The organism is Polyangium sp. y55x31, from assembly GCF_029946505.1.
Classification (GTDB): Bacteria; Myxococcota_A; Polyangia; order Polyangiales; family Polyangiaceae; genus Polyangium.
In genome coordinates this window covers 23,805-47,346 of the sequence record NZ_JARZHG010000019.1, presented here as the reverse complement: position 1 = coordinate 47,346, position 23,542 = coordinate 23,805, and the positions used below count along the sequence as shown (strand labels likewise).

The 23,542-nt window shown below is 68.2% G+C and carries 17 protein-coding genes; 6 read left to right on the top strand and 11 right to left on the bottom strand.

The annotated features are described in order from the left end of the window. Positions 1-217: 217 nt before the first annotated feature. Positions 218-1,108, top strand: a complete 891-nt coding sequence (locus tag QHF84_RS28820; RefSeq protein WP_281316651.1) for a hypothetical protein — start codon at positions 218-220, stop codon at positions 1,106-1,108. 61 nt (positions 1,109-1,169) lie between these two features. Here QHF84_RS28820 and QHF84_RS28815 read toward each other — a convergent pair whose 3' ends face one another. Genes QHF84_RS28815 through tssI form a run of 6 tightly spaced genes read right to left on the bottom strand, consistent with a single transcriptional unit; the run spans position 1,170 to position 10,688 of the window. Then, positions 1,170-3,434, bottom strand: coding sequence for a DUF2169 domain-containing protein (locus QHF84_RS28815; protein WP_281316650.1), 2,265 nt, complete (start codon positions 3,432-3,434; stop codon positions 1,170-1,172). Positions 3,435-3,464: 30 nt separating this feature from the next. Further along, entirely contained in the window at positions 3,465-3,857 is a 393-nt protein-coding gene (locus QHF84_RS28810) for a DUF4150 domain-containing protein (RefSeq protein WP_281316649.1), read from the bottom strand. 30 nt (positions 3,858-3,887) lie between these two features. Then, positions 3,888-4,541: a DUF3540 domain-containing protein gene (locus tag QHF84_RS28805; RefSeq protein ID WP_281316648.1), complete on the bottom strand. Its 654-nt coding sequence runs from the start codon at positions 4,539-4,541 to the stop codon at positions 3,888-3,890. A gap of 52 nt (positions 4,542-4,593) precedes the next feature. Continuing rightward, positions 4,594-5,646 carry a pentapeptide repeat-containing protein gene (locus QHF84_RS28800; protein WP_281316647.1) on the bottom strand — a complete coding sequence of 351 codons (1,053 nt, stop codon included), beginning with the start codon at positions 5,644-5,646 and terminating at the stop codon, positions 4,594-4,596. Further along, positions 5,643-8,291: a DUF2169 domain-containing protein gene (locus QHF84_RS28795; protein WP_281316646.1), complete on the bottom strand. Its 2,649-nt coding sequence runs from the start codon at positions 8,289-8,291 to the stop codon at positions 5,643-5,645. Before QHF84_RS28795 ends, QHF84_RS28800 begins: the two co-directional genes overlap by 4 nt. Positions 8,292-8,321: 30 nt before the next feature. After that, the gene (tssI, locus tag QHF84_RS28790) at positions 8,322-10,688 is read right to left on the bottom strand and encodes a type VI secretion system tip protein TssI/VgrG (protein WP_281316645.1); all 2,367 of its coding nucleotides are present in this window, start codon (positions 10,686-10,688) and stop codon (positions 8,322-8,324) included. Positions 10,689-10,892: 204 nt separating this feature from the next. On the opposite strand from tssI, the gene QHF84_RS28785 reads away from it, so the two are divergent. The 3 genes from QHF84_RS28785 to QHF84_RS28775 are packed head-to-tail and all read left to right on the top strand — an operon-like array spanning position 10,893 to position 15,096. Next, positions 10,893-12,209 carry a M1 family aminopeptidase gene (locus QHF84_RS28785; RefSeq protein WP_281316644.1) on the top strand — a complete coding sequence of 439 codons (1,317 nt, stop codon included), beginning with the start codon at positions 10,893-10,895 and terminating at the stop codon, positions 12,207-12,209. Positions 12,210-12,220: 11 nt separating this feature from the next. After that, entirely contained in the window at positions 12,221-13,579 is a 1,359-nt protein-coding gene (locus QHF84_RS28780) for a hypothetical protein (protein ID WP_281316643.1), read from the top strand. Then, positions 13,576-15,096: a transglutaminase domain-containing protein gene (locus QHF84_RS28775; RefSeq protein WP_281316642.1), complete on the top strand. Its 1,521-nt coding sequence runs from the start codon at positions 13,576-13,578 to the stop codon at positions 15,094-15,096. Before QHF84_RS28780 ends, QHF84_RS28775 begins: the two co-directional genes overlap by 4 nt. Positions 15,097-15,100: 4 nt before the next feature. Here QHF84_RS28775 and QHF84_RS28770 read toward each other — a convergent pair whose 3' ends face one another. From QHF84_RS28770 to QHF84_RS28755, 4 genes are read right to left on the bottom strand one after another with little or no spacing between them, the layout of a single operon-like run. Further along, positions 15,101-15,439, bottom strand: a complete 339-nt coding sequence (locus QHF84_RS28770; RefSeq protein ID WP_281316641.1) for a hypothetical protein — start codon at positions 15,437-15,439, stop codon at positions 15,101-15,103. Then, the gene (locus tag QHF84_RS28765; RefSeq protein WP_281316640.1) at positions 15,436-16,674 is read right to left on the bottom strand and encodes a serine hydrolase; all 1,239 of its coding nucleotides are present in this window, start codon (positions 16,672-16,674) and stop codon (positions 15,436-15,438) included. The genes QHF84_RS28770 and QHF84_RS28765 overlap by 4 nt, the downstream gene beginning before the upstream one ends. A gap of 8 nt (positions 16,675-16,682) precedes the next feature. Beyond that, the gene (locus QHF84_RS28760) at positions 16,683-17,264 is read right to left on the bottom strand and encodes a hypothetical protein (protein ID WP_281316639.1); all 582 of its coding nucleotides are present in this window, start codon (positions 17,262-17,264) and stop codon (positions 16,683-16,685) included. After that, entirely contained in the window at positions 17,261-19,303 is a 2,043-nt protein-coding gene (locus tag QHF84_RS28755) for a c-type cytochrome (RefSeq protein WP_281316638.1), read from the bottom strand. Before QHF84_RS28755 ends, QHF84_RS28760 begins: the two co-directional genes overlap by 4 nt. Before the next feature lie 161 nt (positions 19,304-19,464). Between QHF84_RS28755 and QHF84_RS28750 the strand changes: the two genes are divergently transcribed. Next, positions 19,465-20,667, top strand: coding sequence for an exonuclease domain-containing protein (locus QHF84_RS28750; RefSeq protein ID WP_281316637.1), 1,203 nt, complete (start codon positions 19,465-19,467; stop codon positions 20,665-20,667). Positions 20,668-20,757: 90 nt separating this feature from the next. Further along, complete coding sequence (gene nth / locus QHF84_RS28745; RefSeq protein ID WP_281316636.1) at positions 20,758-21,396, top strand: endonuclease III; 639 nt, start codon at positions 20,758-20,760, stop codon at positions 21,394-21,396. Positions 21,397-21,761: 365 nt separating this feature from the next. On the opposite strand, the gene QHF84_RS28740 is transcribed toward nth, so the two are convergent. Further along, on the bottom strand, positions 21,762-23,225 hold the full coding sequence (locus QHF84_RS28740) for a DegQ family serine endoprotease (RefSeq protein WP_281316635.1): 1,464 nt from the start codon (positions 23,223-23,225) through the stop codon (positions 21,762-21,764). Positions 23,226-23,542 lie beyond the last annotated feature (317 nt).

Sequence of the window (23,542 nt, the reverse complement as noted above, 5' to 3'; positions counted from 1 at the left end):
TTTGCAATCCGGCCCGCCTACCCGCGCGCGACATCCCTTCGTAATTCATGACGCTCGCGGCTGGCGCGCGAATTGCAAAAAAGTTCCTCCATCCTGTGGCAAGCTCCCCTGATGGGGCGCTCGTGTATCGAGCAGGTTCGATTCGCGAGCGCCGCAGGTTCATTCCTTTCCTCGGGTCTCGTGCGTCATTCGCCCGCGTCCCGGCTGGGAGGTCCTCATGTCGAACAACCGATCGTTCCTCGTTCTCGGGGCCGCTTCGATGATCATTCTCGGCGCGGAGCCCGCGCTCGCATCCGGCGAGGTAGAGCTCGTTTATGCGGAGGCCACGACCTGGCTGAAACTCCCGACGAACTCGGTCACAGCGCCGAGTCCCGATTCCGGGTTCGCCGGCACCAACGACCTCGGCGCAGCTCCCATGCTCGCAGCGCTCGACCTCGACACATTCGCGCTCGAGCCCAGGAGCGTTCCGCTCTTGAGCCTATTCCCTCCCAAGTACAGGTATTACTTCGAGATCGCCGTCTCGACCCCGATCTCCGCGGGGACCGTGACCGTGCAAATCCCGACCTCGAGTGGGCTCTTCGGTTGCGCTGCGAATTACGCGACACTCCGCGGCGACGGGCGCGCGTTGTACACCGCGAACTGTTATCCCGGCCCGGGCAGCGTGAACGTCTCGGTTCAACACAAGGACTTCTGGGACCAGACGCACGTGGACGACAATTTCGGGCTCGGCCACGCCGTTTCCTACGCCGCGGGTCCCACGATGCCCGGTGGCAGGGTGTTCCACCACGGCGTACCCCGCGCTTCCAACACCATGATGCAGGGCGCGGCCGTGCTGGCGAACCTCCCGCCGGACGCAACGGTCACCGTCGTGTATTCGAAAGACGATTGGACCACGGCGACGACGTTCCCCGCCGTCGTGGGCATCAAGGGCCTCGTGGGGAGCGGGGGCTTTCCTTACGGCACGAACCCTGCCATCGACGGCACGACGGTCCACACGTTCTCGCTCCCGGACGTCACGTCGAAGATCAGCTATTATTTCGTGGTGGAATCGAGTCTCGGTTCCTTCACGGACGACAACGAGGGCGCGTATTACGAGTTCGAGCCGTGATCCGCGCCTACCGCACCTGAAGCTCACCCGCCGCGGTCCCGGGTCCGCGGACCATTGTCACTCAATCCCGCTTCCGCCGCGGCGGCTTGAAGAGCCCCACCTCGGGCGGCGGTGAGGCTGCGCGCTCGGCATCTGTCGCGGCGCGCAGCTCCGCCGCGAAGGCCGGATCCTTCGTCGTCCTGCGCCCGAGCGAGCGCCGCAGCGGCAAGAGATCCGCGCGCCCGAGGCCGAGCTCTTCGAGGCAACGCGACAGCTTTCCATGCGCCGCCGCGACCGAGAGCCGCGCATGCCCCCGCACGTCGACCGCCCGGCCGAGCGCTTCCATACGCGCGACGTAGATACGATCGAATGCTTCGAGCAGCGCCCCCTCGGCATGCACGGCGTCCTCCGCGATGATGGCCGTGCTCTCGGCCGCGATGCGCGCCCATTTCTCCTCGTCGAGCCCGTGCCGGCGGAGCGTCACGCCCACATCGACCGTGGGCCCCGCGATTTCGGCCGCAATCGAGGCATATTTCTCGAGCGGAAGCGGCAAAAGCAACGCCGCCCCCGGCAATGCGGGCTCGCCCTGCTCGGGCTCGGGCGGCTTTGGTTCGAGCGGAATCGTCGGCAGTGTGACGAGCGCGGGTTTGACCGCGTCTTTCGGCGAGAAAGGAATGGGCACCGCGCTCGCGGGTACGGGCGCAGGCGGAGCCACGGGCGCAGGCACGGACGCAGGCACGGACGCAGGCGCAGGCACGGACGCAGGCGCGCGCGAGGACGGCGGCGCGGCCTCCGCCGACACGAAGGGCAATCCCGCGTTCGGCAAGACCCGCGGCGCCTCCTCGGCCTTCGGGCGCGGCGGCGCCGCCGGCGCTTGAAAGGGTGTGGCCGGAGAAACCTTCGGCGGCGTGGCCGAAGGGCCGAGCGTGATGCTGCCGAACGGGAGGACCCGCCCGGACGGCGGCGGCGCGGAAGGACGCGCCGGCGTCGGCGGATCCGGCTCGATGTCGAGCTCCTCCTCGGGTTTCGCAGGGAGGGGCGCCGGCGGCGGGGGCGGCACGGACGTCCGCTCGAAGGGTGTGGCCGGACGAATGACGACCGCAGGCGCTCCCACGTGCACCGTGCCACTGCCGAACGGTAGCGCGGGGCTCGGGCGCGGAGGCGCCGCTGGCGCGGCGGGCGCAGGCGCGGCGGGCGCAGCGGGTCGAAATGGCAAGGCCGGGGCCTTCGCGGACGCGGAGCCGCTCGTGGTGCCGCCCGATCGCACCTGCCCGATCGGCCGCGTATCGTGCCTCATTTCGAGCGGATGTAACTCCGGCGCGCCCGCGACGTCCTCCAGCGAGCCCCCTTGCCGCACGACCTTCTCGATATCGGCAGGCCGGACCCGCTTGCCTTGCGGATGGCTCGCCACGACGAGCGTTCCGACGGCGATCGGCGCCTTCGCGGGCACGTCCGTGAGGCCGCGGAACACGAGCGACATGCGCCCCCGATCCGTATCGATCGTGAGGGTATCACACCGCAGCGCAATCTCGCTGACCCTCCCGGTCTTCGGATCGATCCGGAACGCCTGCGGCCGCGCCGCGGGCAAACGTGTTTCGAGCCGCTCCAGCGTCGGATGGAGATGTTCGAGCACGAGCGTCGCGCCGGGCCGCAGGAGCGGGATCTGCTGATCCGGCGGTGCGGTCTGGAAAAACCCGAAATCGAACCCTTCGGGCGCTGGCCCCGGTTCTCCGTCGCGCGCAGCCGTCGCCCACTTGTGCCCCTCGTCGGTCACGAGCTTCCGGCGCTGCGGCCACCCCGGAGCAATCGGGCCGAGCCCCGGGGTTTGTCCGGTCGATGTCACGACGTTTGGCATGGCCATCGCCCCGGGCGCCGGCGTCGCCCCGCGATCCACGCCGACAGGATTCCCCTCCCCGCGCGCCGCCCGCTCGTATCGCAGCGGCATCCGCGTGAATGCGGCCGCCGGCCCCGCCGACAGGCCCTCGGGCCCGGGCGTGTATCGACGATCCCCGACGAGCTTTAGCCCCTTCGCGAAATCGCCCATTTCGATCCGGCACGAGAGCTCCGTGACCGGCGCGCCTTTCGGGGCGAAGGCATGCCCGACGACGAGCACGTCCGTGCGCGGCTTGAGCGGCACGAAATCATTGGCGAGGCGGAGCGACGCGCCCGGCTCGTCATCCCACGGCACGTCCCCCGAAGGCTCGTCCTGCGCCGGCGCGATCGTCGCCTCGGCCCCGTGCACGAGCAGGAACGTGGCTTTGACGAGGATCGTGAGCGAATGCACCCCCGGCGCGGCCTCCCAGACGAAGGCCTCCGCGGGGAATGGGCAGAACGAGCGGATCTCCAAGACGAACCAGGTGATGAAAAGCCCGCGGCCTCAGGGCGCGAACAGGAGCACCTTGACCTGCGCGGGCACGATCGCGAGGCCCGGACAGTTCGTGTTGTTCTGGATGTTGAAGCTCGTCATGCGGGTCGCGGGAATGCCATTGACGAGCACGGTGAACGCCCCGGTGATCGGCCGCGTCGGCGACATGATCATGCCCGAGGCCACGCCCATCGCGATGCCCGGCGTATCGCCGATCGAAATGAGCGGCGTCGTCAAGAGGTGATGCGCCGGCGTGCACATCCAGAGGACGTTGAACGAGGGCGGGAAGCCGAGCGGGCCGAAAGAGACGTTCGGATACGGAATCGGCACCGGAACGGGCATGGGCGTGAGGCACACGTCCGGAAACCCGAGATTCACACCGCCAAGCTGCGAATTGCCGAACATGACGCGCCTCCTCCCTGCCCCGGCTCTCGCTCACCCGAGATGAATCTGCTCACCGTCCATCTTCACGAGCTCCTCGGCCGTGACGATGGCGTTCTCCGCGCGAAGGCTCATGACCTGCTTGGCAGAATAGTCGATCCGCTCGGCCTTGACCTGATCGACCTCCTCCACCTTGCGGAACGAGCGCTTCACGCGTTCGCTCACGCGCTCGACCACACGCTCGACGATGCCGCCCTCGTGGCGCAGTTTGCCAATCTCGCTCCGCACGAGCCCGCCGAGGTACGAGAGGCTGTCCATCACCACGCTGCCCGTCGCCGCGTGCACGCGCACGCCGTCGGCGAGGACCGAGACGTCCTTCGACGAGACGAGATCGATGCCCTCCTTCGAGGCCACGCGCACGCGGCCCTCCGGCACCTTGATTTCGAGGTCGCCGTCGCAAGCGAGCGACGCGCCCGCGCCCTCTTCGCGCTCGAGCACCGCGAGGACCCACGCCGCGCCGCTCGGGGCGCCCGCGACGAGGACGAAATCGTCGAGGCGCGGCTCGACGAGGCAGCTCGTCGCGCGCCGCGCCCGCATGTCGCCGCGGCCCGTGCGGACGATGAAGAGCCCGGGCTCGGCGTGTACGACCGTGCCCATCACCTGGTATGCCTCGAGCTCATCGAGCTTCCTCGCGAGATTGCCGTTCATGTCGTTCTCCGTGCCCTCTCCGTAAGCTCCGCGCCTCGAAAAAACCGCCCCCTCAGGAGGCCGGCAAGAATCCTTCCGCCTCGGCGAGCTCCGCGTCGTCGCCGAGCGCGATCTTCCGGGCGAGCCCGAACGTCGCGTCCTCGTCCTTCACGCGGTGGAGCCGCGTCCGCAGCATGTTCGCGCCCGCGAAATCGGCGCGCGAAATGTCGGCATTCGAAAAATCCGCATACGAGAGCGTGGCCCCGCCGAAGCGCGCGCCCACGCACGAGGCGCGGACGAACACCGAGAGCTCGAGGTCGGCCTTCTCGAAATTCGCGCCCGTGGCCAGCGCCTCCACGAAAAGCGTCTCGCGCAGCATCGCGCCGGAGAGAATCGCCCCTTCGAGCTTCGCCGCGGCGAACATGGCCTTCGGCGCCCGCGCCTTTTCGAGCTTCGCGCCCCGGAGGTCCGCGCCCTTGAAATTGCATTGCTCGAGGTTCGCCCCCGAGAGATCCGCGCCCGAGAGGTCCGCGTCCACGAACTGCGATGCGCCGAGATCCATCCCCGCGAGATCCATGCCCGCGAGGACCGATTCGTGCAGCACCGCGATCTCGAAGCGCGTCTTCGTGAGCAGGCTCTTTCGTAGATCGGTCTTCGCAATGACCGATTGCTTGACGAGGCTGCCCCGCAAGTCGAGCCCGTCGACCTTCGCATCGACGAGCGCGCCGCGATCGAACGTGACCTCGGCGAGCGAGGCGCCCGAGAGATCACACTCGACGAAAAAGACCGTGAGCAGGTTCGATCCCGAGAGATCCGCGCCCGCGAGGTTCGACTCGACGAACCGAGCGATCGGCGCGTAGAGCTTCTTCAAATTCGCGCCGACGAGCTTCGATTCGAGCACGGAGGCGTGATGCAGGTTCGCCCCTTCGAGGTTCGCCTCGGAGAGGTCACAGCCACAAAGCACGCTCTCCTTGAGCCGCGCGCCCGAAAGATTCGCGCCTTTGAGCGCGACCTTCTCGAAGATGCCACCCGAAAGGTCTGCGCCCGAGAGATCGAGCCCCGAGAGGTCGACCTCGGTGACGATCTCCCCGTTCTTCACGAGCGCGACGAGCTCTTCGCGGTTCATCGGGCCGACCTCTGGTGCACGACGCGCTTCAGGTTCGCGCGATCGAAGCGCGTCTCGTCGTCGCCGACGGCGCGCAGCAGATCCGCCGCGAAGAGGTTCGCGCCCGTGAAATCGGCGCCCGCGAGGCGCGCCTTGTGCATGATGCCGAGCATGAGGTTCGCCGAGACGCACTGCGCATTGCGGAGGTCCGTCCCGACGAACCGCGAGTCCACCGCGATCACGCGCGCGAGGCTCGCCCCGCGCAGATCCGCCTCGGAGAGGTCGCTCTTCGAGATCGTGGCCTCCGTGAAATCGGACGATTGAAGCCTCGCCCCGCGCAGGTTCGAGCCGGGCAGCTTGGCGCCCTTGAAGCTCGTCCGCTCCATCGTCGAGCCGTGCACGACGCGGATGTTTTCGAGGTTCGCGCCGTCGAACCGCGCCCCGTCGGCCGTGACGCCGACGAACGTGCACGACACGAGGTCGGCGCCCGTGAAATCGGCGTCGGTCAGATTCGACTCGATGAAGCTCGACTTCCCGAGTTTTGCGCCCGCCCAGCGGACACCGTGGAGATTGCACTTGACGAAAAAGAGCTTCTCGCCGCGCGCGCCCGAAAGATCCGCGCCTTCGAGCCGAAGCTCGATCAGGAGCGCGCCGTCGAGCAAGACACCGAGGAGCTTCGCCCCTGCCGCGTCGGTCTCGTGGAGCGTCGCGCCGGAGAAATCCGCGCCCTCGAAATCGGCGCCTTCGAGCCGCGCGCGTCCGAGGTTCGCCTCCCGCAGCGAGGAGAGCGCGAGGCGCGCATTCGTGAGGTTCGCCCGCGCGAGCACGGCACGATCGAGCTTCGCGCCCGTCAGATTCGCGCCCGAGAGGTTCGCGCCTTCGAGGTAGACCTCTTCGAGATCCGCGCCCGAGAGATCAATGCCCGAGAGATCCGCGCCCGAAAAATCACGCCGCGCGAGCTTTTCACCCGTCGCGTAGGCGCGCCGGATCTCGGCCCGCGCCCGCTCGCTCTCCTCCGGCTCCATCGGCGCCGGCGCCTCGGCCTGGTGCGCCGCGATCCGATACGCCGCGTGGACCTGCTCCTCGGCCTTGCGCAGTTTGTCCAGAAGCTCGGGGTCCGCGAGCTTCTCGGCCAGGCCCGGCAGCTCGACGCCCGCGTTCTTCGAAAGCTCCGCCATGTCGCGCAGCTTTTCGATCTCCTTTTCGGCGCTGAACTTCGGCGGTCCCGTCTTCTCGCGCCGCGCCTTGCGGATGATCTCGTCGTAATCGAGGCCCTGCGCCGCGCACATCGCGCGGACCTTCTGCTCGGCCTCCGCCTGCTTCTTCTCCGCCTCGGCCTTTTGCTTGTCGGCCTCGGTGTTCATCCGATCGACGTAGGCAGGCAAATCGTCGAGGCTCGGCACCTCTTCCTCGGGCGGCACCGTTTGTCGGGGCAACGTCTCCGGGTCCGCGCCCATCGCGATCGCGCGCTCGCGCCCGCGGTCGAGCTCGGCCTGGGCCTTGCGCCGCGCATTCTTCAAGACGAGCATCTCCTGCTCGATGGCCTGGTCGTACTCGTCCGCGAGGACCGGCGCGGCCTTCGGGGCCGTGGCGAGGCTGCGTGGCATGAGGTCGGGGTCACGCAGGATGTGCAGATGCGCATTCTTGCGATCCATCCGCTGCGCGAAGACCTGCTCGTAATGGGCGCGTGGCTTCGGCTCGTCGCCGAGGTCTTCGAGCGCCGCCATGGCGACCCGCACGTCGGAGGCGTCGGGCTCCTCGATCTCGTGAAGGCCCCGAAACATCACGATGCCACGTCCGAGGTGCGGGAAGAGCTGCACGGTTTCGAGGTGCAGCGGGACCTCGACGAGGTCGTCGCCCTTCTCGGGCGAGAGCTGCAAGAAACACCGCGCGACGACGCCCGGGAGATGCGACTCGATGACGCTCTCGTCCGGGTGCATGTTCTCGATCCGGAACGTCTCGTCGCCGCGGAAATACCCTTCCAGGCGCTGATCGGGCGGCGCGACGTTGAAGACCCCGAAATCGATGTCGAGCGCGAAGCCGGGGAACTGCTCCTCCAGCCATTTCTTGTCGTACGTCCCCATCTTCGCGAAATGATGGGGCCAGGTGAGATCGTACGGCCCGAGCCCGGCCGGCTCGGGGCGGTCGCCCTTCGATTTGACGACGTGCCTCGGATCCTCGACGTTCGGCAGCGGGTGGATCGCTTGTCCGGACTCGGTCTTGATCGGCGAGAGGCCCTTCCCCACCGGGTTCTGCGGGTATTTCTCGCCGCCGAACGCGTGCGCCCAGTCGATCGGCATCTGCGTGAACGGGACCGGATCACTCGGGCCCATGAGGCCCCAGGTGCGATCCCCGATCACGTAAAGCGTCTTCTCGATCGTCCCCAGCGACACTTTTACGTGCGCGTAGGGGGCTTCTTTTTTGCCGGGGGGGTAACAATGCCCCGTGACGAGCAGCTCGCCCCGAGGCTTCCACATGCAATGGTCGAGCACGCCAAACCGGCCGAGCTCCTTGCCCGCCATCTTCCAGAGGTCGACCTCGGTCCCGATCGATTTCGGCGAATCGAACGGGAAGAGCGCCAGGACCGTGGGCACGAAGAGGCACCGCCGCTTGTGCTCGAAGGTGCGGTGCACGAAGGAGAGCCGGAGAGGCTTCAGGATCTTCACGCGCGAGGATCTCGCTGGAAAACGCGGGGCTCAGGTGTTGACGTGCAAGCCGGCGACGCCGAGGCTCAGGCCCTTCGCTTCGAGCTTGTTGCCGATCGCCTGGAGCTTGAGGCCGAGCGCATTCAAGTTCGTCGCCTTCATGTCCATGGCGAGCGGCGTGATCGTGATCGATGGCCCGAGCGTGAGCGCGAGCGCGACCGCGGCCGTCAGATCCATCTTGAGGCCGCCGAAGATCGAGATCTGCGCGCCCGCGAACCAGCTCAAGGCAAACCCGGCGTGGCCGTCGAACTTGGCGCCGCCCGTGAAGCCGCTGAACTCGGCCGCCTTGAACCACTCGACCGGGCCCTGCGTCGAGATCTTCTGGTTGCCGTTGATCGACGTGGTCATGTTGCCCTTGACCGTGAGGTCGTAGGTGCCGTCGATCTTTTCCACCGAGGGCCCGGTGACGTGGATGTCCTGGTTGCCGTCGACGAACAGTTTGTCCTCGCCCGTCACACCCTGGAACCGCGTGCCGAGGTAAATCCCCGTCATCTTCCCGTGCACCGTCTCGTCGTAGGTGCTGTGGAAGCGCTCGGTGTTCGTACCGTGCACGTTCAGATCGACGACGGCCTTGTAGACCTGCGTCGTGTTGCTCGTGACCTGGAGGTCGAGGATGTCGTTGTAACGGACGGTGACCGCGCCCTCGACGGTCTCGTTCAGCGTCGCATTGTACGTCTGCGTGACGGGATTCGTGACCGTCGTCGTGAACGGGCCCTCGTACGTCTCGGTGATGGTCCCGTGGACGTCCTCGGTCTTGTTCGCCATCACGTCGACGTCGAAGTTCACGCCCGTATAAATGTGGCCGCTGCCGTCCGTGCGGAGGTCGAAGTTGTAGGGGCCGGCGCCGAGGTGGAGCGAGGAGTTGAGCTTCGGCGCATAGATGTGCACGTGCGTCGAGCCGAGGAGATCCTCCATCTCGATGAAGTTGTTCGATCCCGAGCGGATCAAATTCTTCGTGTAATTGCCCTGCGTCACCACGCTCGGCGTCTCGGCGTTGTGCGCGGCGCCCACGATCACGGGCCGATCCGGGTCGCCGCCGAGGAAGACGAGGTGCACCTCCGTGCCCTTGCGCAGCGGGAAATGATGGCCCTCGACGGTGCCGCCGTGCGGCTGGAGCATGCGCACCCACGTCGAGCGCGAGCCGTCGATCGCGTCGCCCTCGTCGAAGAAGATGTTCACCTTGTAGCGGCCGTGGCCGTCGATTTGCGCGTACGGGCTCGCCGCGACGCCGTCGACCACGCCGTCGACCACGCCGTCGATGCGCGGCCAGGGCGTCTTGCGCTCGGCGCGGAACTGCGTCCCGTGCGGGATCGCGTGCACGGTGGCGAGGTACGTCTCCTTCGTGGGCGCCTCCTCGCCGAAGAGCATCTCCATGTCCTCGCCGCTCGCCGATTGATTGCCGAGGTGCTCGATCTCGATCGTGAGGTAATCGCTGTTGAACGCGAGCCGCGGGTGCTCTTCGAGCACGAACACGTAGCCCGGCCGCAGGTAAAACTGCGGGCCCGTGCCCGTGTACACCGTCTGCCGCGCGGCGATCTCCTCGGCGCGGATCGAGGCGTATCGCTTGCCCTCGCCGGGCGTCTTCACGTTCTCGCCGTAAAGCACGATATCGCCCTTGCCCGAGAGCTCGGCGCTGCCTTTGACCTCCAGGCTCGGCTTCAGGTAGTTGTAATCCGTGACCTTCACGCGCCCGGGCAGCGCGTTCGAGCGACACCGGAACGAGCGGAGCGACTCGCCCGCGGAGACGTCGCCGGGCGGCGCGGGGAAATACTTCACCGGCTTCGGCGCGAGCTTCTTGTGCGCCGAGCGCGTGTCCGTGAACACCAGGACCTCGCGATCCTCGCTCTGCTCGAAGTAGAAGTAGATGCCCTCACGCTCGGCGAGGCGGGCGATGAAATCGTAATTGCTCTCGCGGTACTGGCAAACGTGTTCGAGCTTGGGATAGTCGTGCCAGAGCGAGATCCTGTAATCGTTCGACCCGAGCCCGCCCTCTTTCAGGATGGCCTCGATGATCTCGGGGATGCTCGCGTCCGTGAAGATGCGGCTGTGGCGCGTGAGCGTGAGCTGCCAGTACGTCGGGACGAGACGCGCGAGGTAGAGTCCGTACGCACCGTAATCGTTCACGAGCTCGACGGACGCGAGGATGCCGTGAAAGGCGAACGGCGGCGCGCCGAGGCCGCGATCGATGTTCAGGGTGGCGCGCGCTCCGACCGCGGCGGCGACGTCGACGTCGAGCCCTGTGAGCTTCAACGCGATGTCGAATTCATACGTCCGCGAAATGGCCTCCCGCCCCTTGAAAGCCGTGACCTGCGCGGTCGGGGGGAAGGCGGTGGACAAGAAGGTGAAGATCTCGCTCATCGCTCACGCTCCGGCACGTGGTGCGAGAGTAGAGCACGGGGCCGTGCCGGTCGTAAAGGGGCACCGCCCGGAAAGCACGGTCGCAGAGGCAGCGGAAATTTCCCGACGCGCGCGGCCTTGACATGGTCTCCTCGCGGCGTGGATGATCAAGCGCTCGCACGGAGGAAGCACATGCGGATCGGTCGATACGCGAGGCACGTCGGGATGGGAATTGTCGTCCTCGCGGCCCTCGGCTGCGCCCAGAACGACGTCGACGAGAAGCCCGGCACCACGGGGACGCCTGTCGAGCCGCCGCCCGAGCCGTCGGCGGATCTCGGCCGGAACATCCAGAAGACGGCGCTCACCGTCGACCTCTCGACGATGAGCGGGACCGCGGTGATCGACCTTGCAGGCTCGCTCGACGGCACGGGCGCGTCGTTCGAGGCGGCGGGGCTCGAGATCGAGGGCGTGTCGCGCGCGGAGGGCCCGCTGAAATGGACGCTCGCGCAGGGGCAGCTCGACGTCGGCGTGCCGAAGTCACAGGGCTCCTTTCAGATCACGATCGATTACAAGTTCAAGCAGCAGGCGCAGTTCGAAGGGCTCATGGAGAAGGGCTCGACCCTCGTCTGGCCCTACTTCTGCGGCAACCTCTTCCCGTGCCATTCGGATCCCGCGGACGGGACGACGTTCGAGCTCACGGTGACGGGTACGCCCGACGGGATGACGACGGTGTATCCGTCCACGATCGGGATCGACGCGCCGTCGTACCAGATCGCCTGGGCGACGGGGAGCTACACGAAGCTCGACATCGGGACGACGTACCAGGGGACGCGCCTCGTGGCCCATTACCTGCCGGGCGGGGGGACGGACGCGCAAAAAGGGACGGCGAAGCTCGTCGACATCATGAATTTTTACGAGACGATGCTCGCCGGGTATCCGTTCGGCGGCGAGGCGGGCCCCATTGCGGTGGACTGGGGGGCCGGGGCCTACGGGGGCATGGAGCATCACCCGCTCTGGCACGTCTCGACGATCGCCATGGGAGACCCGTGGATCCAGGCGCACGAGGCGGCGCACGGATGGTTCGGCGACGGCGTGCGCCCGGCGTGCTGGGAGGATTTCGTGCTCTCCGAGGGCACGGTGAGTTACCTCGAAGCGCGGGCGATCACGGAGGTGCTGGGCGCGGACGAGGGGATGAAGCTCTGGTCCCATTACCAGACCCGCCTGAACAATGCGATGGCCGGGGCCACGTCGAAGATCGCCTGGCCGGAGGGCTGCGGCGTGGTCGACGTCCTGAAGGACGGGCTCTTCGGGGACATCGCCTACATGAAAGGCGCGTTTTTCTTCCGCGCGCTCGAGGCGAAGGTGGGCAAGGCGAAGCTCGATCCGTCGCTGAAGGCGTTTTTCCTGAAGTACAAGGGGAAGGCCGCGCATTTCCAGGACCTGCTCGACATCGTGAAATCCGTGGCCGGGTACGACGCCTCGGCCTGCGCGGCGGCGTGGCTCCGCAGCGAAGCAGTGCCGGCGGAGCAGGCTTGTCCTTGAAGCGCGCGGTCGTGATGCCTTTTGCAAAGAGCGCGCTCGTGGGAATCGCGACCGCGGCGCTTGCGCTCTCGGGCGCGGCGTGCCGGCGCCCGGCACCCAAAAAGGACAAACCCTTGCCGCAGGCGCCGCCCACGGCGAGCACCGAGCCCCTGGCGACGCCGAGCGCGGAGCCGGACGAGGACGGGGCGCCCGCGGGATCGGCGGCGCCTGCGGGAACGGCCGCGCCCGCGGGATCGGGCGCGCTCGCGGGCGCGAGCGGGGGCGGGGGCAACACGAAGAAGCGCAAGCCGAGGACCGGCGCGCGGTTCCTCATCGATGGGCCGGAGCAGCCGATCGCCATCGGCGGGGCGGCGACGGTGTATTCGAAAGGCGTGATCTGGAGGCTCTCCGGCAATGCGGCGCAGGTGACGCTGTTCGGGCCCGACGGCCCCGCGCACGGGCCGAGCGAGCCGGAGCGGGCGCGCAAATGGCCACGCGGGAGGGTCGCGGTCGCCGAGGATGCCTCCGGCGTGATGCACACGTACTGGATCGAAGGATCGGGGCTCGTGCGGAGCGCGCTCGACGCGGAGGGGAAACTCGGCGCGCCGGAGGTCGTGGCGAACGACGCAGTGCCGGGGACGAGCCCTTCGGCGCTGCGCACGGGCGGGCGCGACGCGGTCGCGTATCTGGCGGCGCCGAATGCGCGAAACGCGGAGCGGCACGGGCGATTGTGGGTCGAGGGGGGCGGCGTACTGGATCTCTCGCCCGAGGGGTCGGGTGCGACGTCGATTTCGCTCGTGCCCGTGGGCGAGGGGCAGGTCATCGCAATGTGGCTCGACGCGCGGTCGGCGATGACGCCGGTGCACGCGCGGCGCTTCGAAATCCGCGAGAAGACGACGGCGCTCGCGGCCGACGACGTGGTGTTCGTGGGCGGGCCGCCCGAGGGGTATCCGGAGCTCGTGGGGGCGCGCGCGGGCAACTCCGCGGCCGGGCTCTTGCCGCTCTCCACGGACAAAGGTTTCGCCCTCCATGACATTCTCGTCGACTGGAACGGGAAGGCGAAGATCAAGACGCTCGATTACCCGAACGGGATGGATACGGCGCCCGTGGCGGCGGCGCCCGCGTGCGGGGAGACGATCGTGGTGTACGCGCGGCCGGAGGCGAAGGAGCCGGGCTCGCCGCAGGTGCTGGAGATCGCTACGCTCGGCGGGAGCGGGGCGATCGAGGCGCAGGAGGTGGCGGCGTATCCGGGGCAAGTGCTGGAGCTGCACGCGGCGGCGGCGGACGCGAATACGGTCTGGGTGGTGTACACGGCGGGGACGAAATCGTTCGCCATGCGGCTCGGGTGCGGCGGGAAGGTCACGGCGCCGGCCACGCCGAAGGGCAAATGAAGGCGGGCGGCGCGAAGCCGAAGAAGACGAGCCCCGCGGCGGCGGTGATCGTCTTTTTGCTCCGGGTGCTGTGGGTCCTCTTCGTCGTCGCGCTCCCGCTCGCCGGGGTGTGGGCGGCGTCGTCGCTCGCGGCCTATTCGAATGGGCCGCGGTGGGCGGCGCTGCTCGCGGGGCTTTGCTTCTTCCCGATCCTGCCGCTCGCGTGGGAGGCGTTCGCGGCGTGGCGGCGCTCGCGGGAGAAGAATCCGAAGCCGCGGATCCTGACGTACGGCGATCGGATCCTGCTGCGAACGTTGGGGCTCAACCTGGTTTTTCTGGGCGCATTGCTGCTCGCAGCGCCCAAGGTGCTGTTCACGGCGCTCTCGGCGCGCGGCGATTGGTTCCTCGAAGGTGCGAAGGGCGCGTGGGTGGACGCGACGCGGCGCGCGCTCTTCGCCACGGCCGATCGGCTCGAATGGCTGTACCTCGCGACGAACGAGAACCCTTACCGCGACGATCAGCCGAAGCCCACGGGCTCGTCGACCTCCTCCGCGGCGCCGGTGCCGACGCCCGTGCCGACGGAGAAACCGCGGCAAGACGACAAGCCGAAGCGCCAGGACGAACCGATTCCCGAGCCGACGCCGACGCCGCGTCCCGAGGCCGGGCGTGCGCGCTGGCCGTTCCGCGAGGAGCTGCACCCGGCGGTCCTATCGGTCCCGCCCGAGGTGGAGACGAGCCTGGCTGCGGTCGCGAAGCATCTTGCCTCGAAGGAGCCGGATCCGGTGCTGCGCGTGAAGGCGCTGCACGATTACGTGGCGGACCGGATCGCCTACGACGGCGAGAGCTACGTGGCGAAGCGGTATCCACCGCAGGACGCGGAGACCGTGTTCTCCACGCGGAAAGGCGTGTGCGCCGGGTACGCGAAGCTGCTCGTGGCGATGGGCGAGGCGGCCGGCGTGTCGATTGCGTACGTGGTCGGCTTCTCGCGGGACATGGGTGGCGACGTGGCCGGTGAAGGGCACGCCTGGAATGCGGCGCTCGTCGATGGGAAATGGTACCTCATCGACGCGACGTGGGACGCCGGGTATCTGAAGGGGCCCGCGTTCGTCAAGGAATACTCGACCGATTACCTGATGGCCCCGCCCGAGGTGTTCGGGGCGAACCATTTGCCGGACGAGCCGCGCTGGCAGCTCTCGGCGACGCCGATCTCCCGCGGGGATTTCGTGCGGCAGCCGAACCTGCGGCCCGGCTTCCACGCCAAGGGGCTCGTGCTCGTGGATCCGAAGCGCTCGCAGGTGACGGTCGATCGCGAGGCGGTCGTGACGTTGGAGAACCCGAACGGCATGTCGATCCTCGCCGATTTCGAGGCGAAAGGCGCGACGCAGACGTCGCGATGCCAGGTGACGCCGGGCGCGACGACGCTCGTCCAGTGTGATCTACCCGCGGAGGGGACGTATCACGTGCGGCTGTTCGCGAACGAGGCGCGGGTCGGCAGCCATTCGTTCGTGGGGCAGTTCGAGGTGAACCGGCGGAAGTGAGCGGTCACTTGCCGGGGCCGTCGATCACGCAGCCGAATCGCTCCGAGACGAAATGCGCGCGGCGCGTGTTCCAGAGCGCCGTGACGGTGACGGCTTTGCCCTCCATGTCGAAGGAGCGGCCATCGATCGGGACGACGCTCTGGCGAATGAAGGCCTCGCAATCCGGCTGCGGGCGGCCCTCGACGAAGAGGCAGGAGCAGAGCTCTTTGGCCTCGTAGCCCGACGGGAGCAACGGGAACGCCGAGAGGGCTTTCCAGTTCCAGGCCACGAAGATCCCGACGAGGGCGAGGATCACGCCGAGGGCGATGCCGATGATCTTGAGGACACGCTTCGCCCGCTTCATCGCTTCACCAGCCCGGAGAGCAGCTCGAGGTAATAGCCCTTCGTGAAGGCCTTTTCGCGGTCGGGCACGCAGTTCTTCTGCACGTGGGCGGAGCAGCCGTATTCGCGGTCGTCGCCCAAACGCACGGCGACGAGGTCGAGCGAGGGGATCACGAAGATCGATTTGCCCCAGTGGCCAAGGGCCGCGAAGGTGTCGGGCGGCGCGGCGGGCCAGGGGCGTGGGATGTTGCGCTTGGGGTCGCCGACGTTCAGGTAGACCTGGGCGCCGGGGTTGTCCTCCCATAACGGCGGTGGGACATCGGTCGTGTAGTACGCGGGGGCCATCGTGAGCGTGTAGGCGACCCATCCCTCCGGCAGGAGGCGCTTGCCGTCCCAGACGCCGTCAGACAGATAAAGCAGGCCCCATTTGGCGAGATCACGCGCGGTCGCATACAGGTACGAGGAGCCGACGAAGTTGCCGGCGCCGTCGCGCTCGAAGCGGGCGCTCGTCATGCCGAGGGGCTCGAAGAGCGCTTTCCAGGGATACGAGGCGTATTCGGCGTCCGACATCGTGGCCCGCAGAGCCGCGAGGAGGAGGTTCGTGTCGCCGCTCGAATAACTCCAGTGCGTACCCGGGGCATGGGCGAGCCCGTGTCCGGCGACGAACCGAGGCATGTCGTCCTGGCCGCGCGTGTAGAGCATGGCCATGACCGAGGAGAAGACCGGTGAAGCCTCGTAGGTCTCGTTCCAGTCGATCCCCGAGCTCATGCGGAGCAGATCGGTGATCCGGACGTTCTGTTTGTCCGGGCCGAGCGCCGCGTAATACTTGCCGGCGGCGTCGTCGACCTTGAAGCGCCCCTCCCCGATCGCGATGCCGATCAGGGTGTTCACGAAGCTCTTCGACACCGACCACGTGAGGAGCGAGGTCTCGGCCGTGGTGCCGCGCGCGTAATGCTCGAAGACGAGCTTTCCGTCTTTCACCAGGACGAACGCGTTCGTGCGTTGTCCCTTGCGGTCGACGTCGTCGCCGTTTCGCGCGAAGAGGTAATCGTCGAGCTTCTTCAGCGCGGCCGGATCGATGCCCACGGACGCGGGCTCGGCCGTGGGCCAGGCGCGCGTGGGCCATTCGGTTCGGGGTTTTGCGGTGAACGGGGGCGGGCCCGTGAGCTCGACGGGCGTGGAATCGCCGGCGCCCGGGGACGAGCAGCCGGCGAGGGCAAAAAGCGCGGCGAAAAGCGCGGCTCGGCGGGAGGGCATGAAGGTGTTCACAAGGCGGCGGCCGTCACGATCGGGCCGGGTTCGTCCTCGACCCACATTTCGGAGAGGCCAACGACGGGCTGGACCATCGGTCCGCTGCCCGGCATGTAATACCCTCCCCCGGTTCGCTGCGTGACCTGGAGGAAGCGCCGATCGCCGCGGCGGATCGGGAAGACGACCTCGACGGCGTCCCAGCAAATCTGGCCCTCGTTCGGATCGTTCGTGCACTCGCCGCCGCCCTGCTTCACGGAGAAAAAGACGTCGTTGGAATTGCCCGTGACGAGGTCGATGCTGTTCGAATTCATGACCTCGCAGCGGAGACGGAGCCATTCCCGCACCCGACGGATGCCGCAAAACGTCGAGCTCAGCGGCGCCTCGAGGTCCTTCGCGGCGCTCCACTCGGCGAACGTGGGCGGCTTCGATTTCTCGGTCGGGACGGGCCCGAGGAACGGGAGCGATTCCGCAGGCGGCGCCACCTCCGCGTCCACGCCCGCGTCGCCCGGGGAGGCGTCGGGCACGTCCTCGGGCGAGGCGACGCTCGAAACGAGCGAGAGCGCGGCGAAGGCTGGGAGGATCGAGCGGAGCTTCATAACGTCCTCAAATAGGCGACGAGGGCGGCCTTGTCCTCGGCGGAGAGCTGGTTCGTCTTGCCCATGCGGTCGTCGTTGTTGTCGATGAGCTCTTCGAGCGTGGCATAGCTGCCGTCGTGGAAATACGGGGGCGTGCCGCCGACGAAGAGGAGCGAGGGCGTCTTGTATTTGTTGTTGTCCTTCTCGTCGCTGTAGCCCGCGCGCAGGGTCATGCGCGGCAGCGGCATGGGGACACGATCGGTGAACTCGGCGCCGGCGTGGCATGATTTGCAGCCGGTCTCGGCGCCCTCGAAGACGGCCTTGCCGCGCTTCTCGACCTCGGAGAGCTCGGCCTTTTCGCGCGGCGGAGGGACGAGGCCTTCCCGGAGGAAGGCGGCGATCGCGAGCGCGCGCGGGCGAGTCGTTTGCTTGTCCACGACGTGCCGCTCGTCCCAGCGATGAAGGGCGAAGCCGGCGAGGATCCGATCGACGAGGGTCTCGCTCTCGCCGTGCCAGCCATAAGGGCCCTGCGCCTTGACGCGCCCGGCGAGCATGGGCGTTTGGCGGGCCGCGCCGGCGACACGGCCATTCGAGACGAACGTGGCGTTCGTGCCCTCGTCCACCGGGGCGAACTCGGTCCAGGTAAAACCGTCGTCGCGGCCCTCGGGATGACAACCCGCGCAGCCGAGGCCGCCGCTCACGAGGGTATCCTGGGCGTCGTAAAAGAGGCGGCGTCCCTCGGCGACGAGGGCGTCGCCGGGGCCCTTGCCGAGCGGAATACGGACGACGCTCGATTTCGCGCCGGCCTTCGGCTCGGGGAACGTGAGGACGGCGAGCGCATTCGTGGAGCGGCAAAAGATGTAGGCCTTGCGTTCGTCGGAGGAGAGCGCGAGGCCACTCGGCGCGGCACACGCGGGGCCGCCGCCGCTCACCCCCTCGTCGTGGAGGGGGTGATTTTTCCGGACGATCGCCGAAGGGTCGATCGAGGTCGCGTCGAGCTCGGGCAGCGCGACGCCGCCCTCGCCGAGGACGAGCAAAGTGCGCGTCGTCGAGCGATACACCATGGCGCGCGGCTGGACCATGTCGCCGGGGTGAAGGTCGAGGGTCGGGTCCTCGGGCGGGATCGCGTTGATATGCGCCCCATAAAGCGCGGGCTGCTTGCGCCGGGGCGCGAGCGGCGAATCGTCGCGCGGGAGCAGGACGTCGACCGTGGGCATGCCATACCAGGGCTCGACGCCCATGGCGCCGAAGGCGTGGCGCGCGACGAAAAGCCTGCGTTCGTCGGGCGAAAACGTGAGGGCATACCCGAGGGAGGCGTCGTCGGCGCGCGGGGTATCGTAGGGGAGCCGGAGCGGCGCGGCGGGGAGGCTCACGCGCTTGACCGTGGGATTGGCCGTGCCGATTCCGTCGATACGCGTGAGCGAGGCGCCCATGAGGTGACTCACGTACGCGCGCGAGCCGTCGCCGAGAATGGCGATGCCACGCGGCTCGCGGGCGACGTCGACGGTGAAGCGGACCTTTTTCGTTTCGAGGTCGACGGCGGAGACCTTGTGCGTCCACGCGGACGAGACGAGCGCGGTCTTCTCGTCCTTCGTGATCGCGAGGCCCCAGGCGTCGGCGGGCAGCGCGATGCGCGCGGATTCGACGAGGCCATTCGCGCCGTCGGGCCGCATCACGAGGAGCAGGCCCGGATCGCGGATCGTGACGAGGACCTCGCCGTCCCGCGGCAGGACCTGCGCCGGCCGACCGGGGAGCGCGACGGTCCACGCAGGTTTTTCCTTGTCGAACGGGAGCTGCACGAGGTGCAGGGCGTTTCCATCCTCGTCGGCGACGTAGAGAAGGTCCTCGGCGGGGCTCCGCGCGACGACGTTTCCCTGGCGGCTCGGCGCGGGCATCTTCGCCTTCGGGGGCGGCGCGGCGGCGGATTCCGTCGCGCCGGGCGCCGCGGAGGCCGCGGCCTCGGGCGCGGGGCCCGAGGAGCTTTTGCCGCAGGAAGAGCACCCGGCGGCGGCGAGGGGCGCGGCGAGGAGGGCCAAGGCGAGGAGGAGCGAGGTCCGCATGTCCCTGATTGGAGAGCGAATATCATGGCGGTCCGCGGGACGGAACCCGGAAAGGGAGCCATTCCAAGCGTTGTCCTCGCCCGCCCGGAGGTGCTAGGGTGGCGCGGACCGCGATGGAAAGCGCCGAAAGACGAGCATCGTTTCCCCGTGGATTCGCGGTGGTGGACTTCGAGACGACCGGGCTGCGATGGAAGACGGACCGGATCGTGGAGCTCGCCGTCGTGCGCACGGACGCGGAGGGGCGTGTGCTCGGGGAGCTCACGACGCTGGTGAACCCCGAGAGGAACCCCGGCGCGACGCACATCCACGGGCTCGGCGCCGAGGATCTCGAGGGCGCGCCTAGGTTTCCGGAGGTGGTCGCCGAGCTCGTGCGGTACCTCGAAGGCGCGGTGCTCGTGGGGCACAACGTCAAATTCGATCTCTCGTTCCTCGCCGAGGAGCTCGGGCGGCTCGGGCACGAGATGCCGGACGCGCCGAGGCTGTGCACGCGCGAGCTCGCGATGCGAGTCTTGCCAGGGCTCGGGGATTATCGGCTGTCGTCGTGCTGCAAGGCCCTCGGCGTCGACGGCGGGCACGAGCACCGCGCGCTCGACGACGCGCGCGCGGCCGCCGGTGTGTTCGCGCGGCTCAACACGACGGGCTTCTGGCGCACGTCGTACGATAGGGAGCTCGCGATCGCGGAGAGCGTCGCATGGCCGCAGATCGAAGGTCCGTCGCGGATCGCCGCGCGGGGCGAGGCGCAAGCCGCGGCGGAGCCGTCGCCGCTCGGCGTGATGGTGGAGGGTTTGCCCGAGGGGACGTCGAGCGGGAGCGTGGATGGGTATTTCACGGTGCTCGACGAGATCCTCGAAGATCGGCGCGTCACCGAGGAAGAGGCGGAAGCCGCGCGCCGGCACGTGGAGGGCGCAGGGCTCTTGCGCGGGGATGTCGTCGCGGCGCACCGGGCCTATTTGACGGGGGTCGCGCGGGCGGCGCTCGCGGGGGATCTCAGTGGGGGCCTCGGCGCGTCGGATCTCGCACGGGTGTCGCGGCTCCTCGGTTTGCCCGCGGATTGTACGGAGCAGGCGCTCGCGGCGGCGCGGAGCGGGGCGGCAGCGCCGCTCCCAGGTTCGACGCGGCCGCTCCGGCCGGGGACGTCGATATGTTTTTCCGGGGACGGCGAGCCCTCGAAGGCCGCGCTCGAAGCGCGGGCCGTGGCCGCAGGACTCAAGGTCCAGGCCTCCGTGACGAAGAAGCTCGACGTGCTGGTGATCGACGATCCGCATTCGATGACGTCGAAGAGCCAGAAAGCTCGGTCCTACGGGATCCGCGTGATCACGGTGCCGGTGTTCCTGACGCTCGCGCGATCGTCGGACAAACAATGACCGGACCGCGAGATTCGGTTCTCGCCAGCGTCCTTCGATTGCGGTAGGCTCGGGTTCGTCCTCACGGAGGACGGAGGAGGTCATTCTCGCATGGCAAGGTCTGGCGAAGTCTCGATGTCGACGGTCCTCGAGCGGCTCCAGAAGAAGTTCCCGGACGCTCGTTACGAGCTCGACTGGACGACGCCGCTGGAACTCCTGATCGCCACCATCCTCGCCGCGCAATGCACCGACGTGCGAGTCAACAAGGTGACGAAGACGCTCTTCCCGAAATACCGCACGGCCAAGGAATATGCCGAGGCGAACACGGAGGAGCTCGAGCAGATCCTGCAGCCGACCGGCGCTTATCGGCAGAAAGCGAAGGCCGTTCAGGAGACGTGTCGCGCGCTCGTCGAGCGGCACGGGGGCGAGGTGCCGCAGACGATGGAAGAGCTCACGGCGCTGCGCGGAGTCGCGCGGAAGACGGCGAACGTGGTGCTGAACAATGCATGGGACATCCCGTCGGGCATCATCGTGGACACGCACGTGGCGCGGGTGAGCCAGCGAATGGGCCTGACGACCCAGGAAAAACCCGAGGCCATCGAGCGCGATCTGATGAACATGGTGCCCGAGGAGCGCTGGACGAAATTCGGCCCGGCGATGGTGCTGCACGGGCGGTACACATGCACGGCGAAGGCCCCCCAATGCGGCGATTGCATGTTCTCGGACGTGTGCCCGAGGAAAAACGTGTGAGGTTTCGCGTCGAGCCGTTTCGCTGGGGCGTTGCCCCAGGCCCCACCAGGGGCTGTCCGCCCCTGGACCCGGACCAGCGCAAGCGCTGGACTCGGGGTCGATGAACTGCGCGATGCGCAGTTCATCGAACAGGCCAGGTCAAGACCGGCGACGGGCTGGCCGGTCAAGACCGCAGAGCTGACGGTTCAGCTCGAAACCCACCTCCAAGGTCTTGCCACCGGCCCGTCGGAAGAACTGCGCGGAGCGCAGTTCTTCCGCCCCCGGTCCAGGCCGTGCCTGGTCCGGGTCGAGGGGCGGACAGCCCCCGCGGGGCCCGGGGCAGCGCCCCGGCGCAGCGCCCCCAGAACACCCACCACGCGAGGCCTTTACCGCGGAGACGTGGACTCGATGACCACGTAAAGGCCTCGCCCGTCGCGCTCGATCCGGAGGAGCGCCGGCCCTTTCTTCAGCGCGCGGCCGATCTGCTCTGACGCCTCTGCCGCGTTTTTGACCGGCGCTCGATCCACCTCGACGATCACGTCGCCGGGCGCGAGTGCCTCGTCCGCTGCGCTGCCTGGACGCACGCGCCGCACGACGGCGCCGCCTCCGTCGGGCGCGTCCATGAGCTCGGCGCCGAGGCCCGAGCTGTCGACGCTCGGCCCGCTGGGTGCTGCGCCCTTGCCTTGTTCATCTGCGAGCGCTGCGAGCGTGGCCTCGAACGTCTTGGTCTCGCCCTTGCGCAGGACCTTTACCTTCACCTTCGAGCCTGGCGCGTGACGTGCGACCATGCGCGGCAAATCGTGTGCGTTTTGCACTTCGGTGCCGTCGACCTCGACGATCACGTCGCCACTCTGAAGGCCTGCCTTCTGCGCTGGCCCGTCGGGCTCGACCTCGGCGATGAGCGCGCCGCGCGGACGATCGAGGCCAAATGCCTTCGCGAGCCCTGCGTCGACTGGCTGGATCACGACGCCGAGGCGGCCGCGCGCGACGTGGCCCGTGCCGAGGAGCTGTGGGAGCACGTCCTTCACGTCGTCGATTGGAATGGCGAAGCCGATGCCCTTGCCGTTCGGGTTGATGGCTGTGTTGATCCCGACGACCTCGCCGCGCAGGTTGAACAGCGGGCCTCCGCTGTTGCCCGGGTTGATAGACGCGTCGGTCTGGATGAAATCGTCGTAGGGGCCGGCGCCGATCGTGCGGCTCTTGGCGCTGACGATGCCCATCGTCACCGTGTGGCCGAGGCCGAAGGGGTTTCCGATCGCAATGACGTACTCGCCCACGCGCAGCGCTGCGCTCGACCCGAGCGTCGCGGCCGGCAGGTCCTTCGCCCCTTCGAGCTCGAGCACGGCGAGATCGAGCTGAGGATCACGCCCCTTCACCTTTGCCTTGAATTCGCGATCGTCCGCCAGCTTCACGCGCACCACGTCGGCGTCCTCGACGACGTGTGCATTCGTCACGACGTGCCCTGCTGCGTCGATCAGGATGCCGGAGCCGAGCGCCTGCTGCTTTCTCCCGCGCTCGAAGGGCTCGACGGGCGGGCGACGGCCATGGCGGTTTGGACCGAAGAACCAGCCGAACGGGCTGTCGCCGCCGAATGGATCACCTGGCATGTCGCGCGGGACCTCGACCTCGTGCTCGCTCGTGATGTTGACGACCGAGGGCTGTACGCGCGCGACGAGGGCGGCGACGTCGGGCGTGCCGGAGAGCACGGGCGGGGTGGAAGAAGGAGCGGCCGTGGCGCCCGCGGCCGTGGTCTCACGGGTGACGGCCTGGGCTTCGGGGGAGCGCTGGCAGCCGGCCGCGAGGATCAAGAGCGCAGTGGCGCCGAGCTTCGAGAGCCTGCGAACGTTCATCGTACACCTCACATGGGAGCGCAAACTCACTCGACCTCCGGGAGGGAGCGAATCGACTCGACGTTTGGCGCGGGGCGAACGTTGGTTTCGATCCGGAACCTGTCAATGGACGCGCGGCTCTCGGACGTGCGCTCGTCCGGGGTGATCCACATTCCCTCTCGACGACGATCGCTCGGCCCCGGCCGCCGAAACAGGATCCCCCTGCTCCGGGAGGTGATCCCCCGCGGGGGATCACCTCCCGGAGCAGGGGAACGTAGGCTCGGATACGGGGGATCACCTTCCGGAGCGGGGGGATCACTTCCCGGAGCAGGGGGATC